The 2550-nt window shown below is 68.3% G+C and carries 4 protein-coding genes; all 4 read left to right on the top strand.

Translation table 11 applies throughout. The annotated features are described in order from the left end of the window. The first annotated feature begins 252 nt into the window (after nucleotides 1-252). From secG to AC5JJ2_RS14420, 4 genes are read left to right on the top strand one after another with little or no spacing between them, the layout of a single operon-like run. Entirely contained in the window at nucleotides 253-555 is a 303-nt protein-coding gene (secG, locus tag AC5JJ2_RS14405; protein ID WP_495858699.1) for a preprotein translocase subunit SecG, read from the top strand. 19 nt (nucleotides 556-574) lie between these two features. Then, a complete protein-coding gene (locus tag AC5JJ2_RS14410; RefSeq protein WP_495858700.1) occupies nucleotides 575-1468 on the top strand; it encodes a YicC/YloC family endoribonuclease in 894 nt (297 codons plus the stop codon). Next, complete coding sequence (gene gmk, locus AC5JJ2_RS14415) at nucleotides 1465-2052, top strand: guanylate kinase (protein WP_495858701.1); 588 nt, start codon at nucleotides 1465-1467, stop codon at nucleotides 2050-2052. The genes AC5JJ2_RS14410 and gmk overlap by 4 nt, the downstream gene beginning before the upstream one ends. Continuing rightward, nucleotides 2037-2339: a DNA-directed RNA polymerase subunit omega gene (locus tag AC5JJ2_RS14420; RefSeq protein ID WP_495858702.1), complete on the top strand. Its 303-nt coding sequence runs from the start codon at nucleotides 2037-2039 to the stop codon at nucleotides 2337-2339. Before gmk ends, AC5JJ2_RS14420 begins: the two co-directional genes overlap by 16 nt. Nucleotides 2340-2550 lie beyond the last annotated feature (211 nt).

Raw genomic sequence — 2550 nt, forward strand, 5'->3', positions numbered from 1 at the left:
CAAAAAAAACCCCCGGGCCGCGGCCCTTGTCTCCCCCCCCCCCCCCGGGGGTGGGGGTGGTCGGGGGGGGGGGTGGGCCCCCCCGCGTCCCGGACTTGGGGACGTTCCTCCCGTGTGAGGGAGGCTTGACCCCCTCACCCTAACCCTCTCCCCCGCAAAGCCGGGGGAGAGGGGATAAGAGTGACACCCCTGTCCGGCGGCGGGCGCCGGCATACTTTAACAGTTGAGACACTGTCGTTTCGGAGACGGACCGTGACACTGTTCGCCGAAGGCGCGTCGGGCATTTCGTACATCCTGAACGTAATCGTCATCATCTTCAGCGTCCTGCTGATGCTGGTCGTGCTCATCCAGCGGGGTAAGGGCGGCGGGCTGGCCGGGGCGTTCGGCGGGGCCGGCGGGTCGAGCGCGTTCGGCTCCCGCGCCGGGGACGCCTTCACGAAGTTCACCCTGTACCTCGCGGCCGCGTGGGTGCTCGTCATCATGGTCCACGTCAAGTTCGCCCAGGCGGACACCCGGTCCACGGCCGGCCCGGCCGGGCTGAACGACACGAAGTAACCGTCCCCGAGGCCGTGCCGTGCTGCTCAGTATGACCGGGTTCGGGGAGGCTCGCGGCCAGACGCCGACCGCCGCCGTCGCGGTCGAAATCCGCTCCGTCAACAACCGCCACCTGAAGGTCTCCGTCCGCGGGACCGACCCGTACCCGCTGCTAGAAGCCGAGTTCGAGAAGGTCGTCCGCCGGACGGTGAAGCGGGGCACGCTGCACGTCAACGTCCGCGTCGAGCGGGAGCGCGGGGCGAGCGACCAGAAGCTCAACACGGCGAACCTCACGAGCTTCCTGAATCAGATTCGCGCCGCCTGCCCGGAGGTGAACGACAAGGCCGTGATCGGCCCCGTCATCGCCGGGCTGCTCGCGCTGCCGGGCGTCGCCCCGGAGGGGAACGGCCGCACCGCCGCCCCAGAAGACGAGTGGCCGCTGGTGGAGCAAGCCCTGGGGGACGCGCTCGCGAAACTCGACTCGGCCCGCAAGGCCGAGGGGAAGGCGATGGCCGACGAACTGCTCCTGCACCACCGGCACATCAAGGACCAACTGGAACTGGTCCGGACGCACCTGCCCCGCGTCGTCGGCGACTACCGCGAGCGGCTGACCGAGCGGGTCCGCCAAGCTGTCGCCGCGGCCGGCGTCGCCGTCGAGCCGGACCAGCTCATCCGCGAGGTCGCGATCTACGCCGACCGCACCGACGTGTCCGAGGAAGTCACCCGCCTGGACGCGCACCTGGTGCAGTTCGAGGACGTGATCCGCAAGGAGAGCGACGGCCCCGGCCGGCGGCTCGAGTTCGTCCTTCAAGAGATGGGCCGGGAGACGAATACCCTCGGGTCGAAGGCCGGGGACGTGGCGATCTCGCGGAACGTCGTCGAGATCAAGGCGACGCTGGAGAAGATGAAGGAACTGGTCCAGAACATCGAATGAACGCCCCGCTCATCGTCGTCTCCGGCCCCAGCGGCGTCGGCAAAACGACCGTCGTGCAGGAACTCCTCGCCGACCGGTCGCTGCCGCTCCGCCGGGCCGTCACGGCGACGACCCGCCCCCCGCGGCCGGGCGAGGCGGACGACCGGGAGTACCACTTCTGGACCGTGGACCACTTCCTCGGCGAGATCGCGGCGAACCGGATGCTCGAGTACGCGGTCGTCCACGGCAAGGACTACTACGGCACGCCGCGGGCGGAGGTCGCGAACCGGGCCGGGGCGGCCGTCCTCCTGGTGATCGACGTGCAGGGGGCCGCGAGCATCCGGCAGAGCCTGCCGGGGGACCACCTGTCGGTGTTCTTGCTGCCGCCGTCGTGGGAGCACCTGTGCGAGCGGCTGAACGGCCGCGGCACGGAAGACCCGAAGGCCGTGGCCCGGCGGCTGGATTCCGCCGCGAAGGAACTGGCGTGCAAGAACGAGTTCGACGTGCGGATCGTTAACGAAACACTGGCGGAGTCGGTGAAGGCCCTGCGGGCGGTCGTCCAGGAACAACTTTCCCTACGAGGTATGCCATGCTCGACGAACTGAAGGAAGAAGTGATCGTGAACAAGGTCGGCGGCCGGTTCAAGCTCTCGACGCTGATCCAGAAGCGGATGGTGGCCCTGAACACCGGGGCGAAGCCGCTGGTGAGCGTGCCCGGCGGGGACAAGATGGCGATCGTCATCCAGGAGATTCTGGAGGACAAAATCTTCCTGGACGTGGCCGGCGAACTGCAGGCCCGGAACACGACGGCGACGGCGAACATCGCCGGGAACGTGTTCGGCCCGCAGCGGTCGGCCCCGATGCCAACGCAGCAAGCGAAGGACATGGACTGATTTTTGATGTTGCCCGGACACGACGACCGCCTCTAGCCGCGGGCAAAAACCTGTGGAAATCCATTCCTGGAGGGCACCGCCCCTCCGGACCGGGGAACGTCCCCCGGTCCGGAGGGGCGGTGCCCTCTTCACGTAGGTCAGGCTTTCTAGCCTGACGTCATGATGTCAGGCTAGAAAGCCTGACCTACGCAGGCCGCGAACCCATCCCCTT

The organism is Limnoglobus sp. (assembly GCF_059499385.1).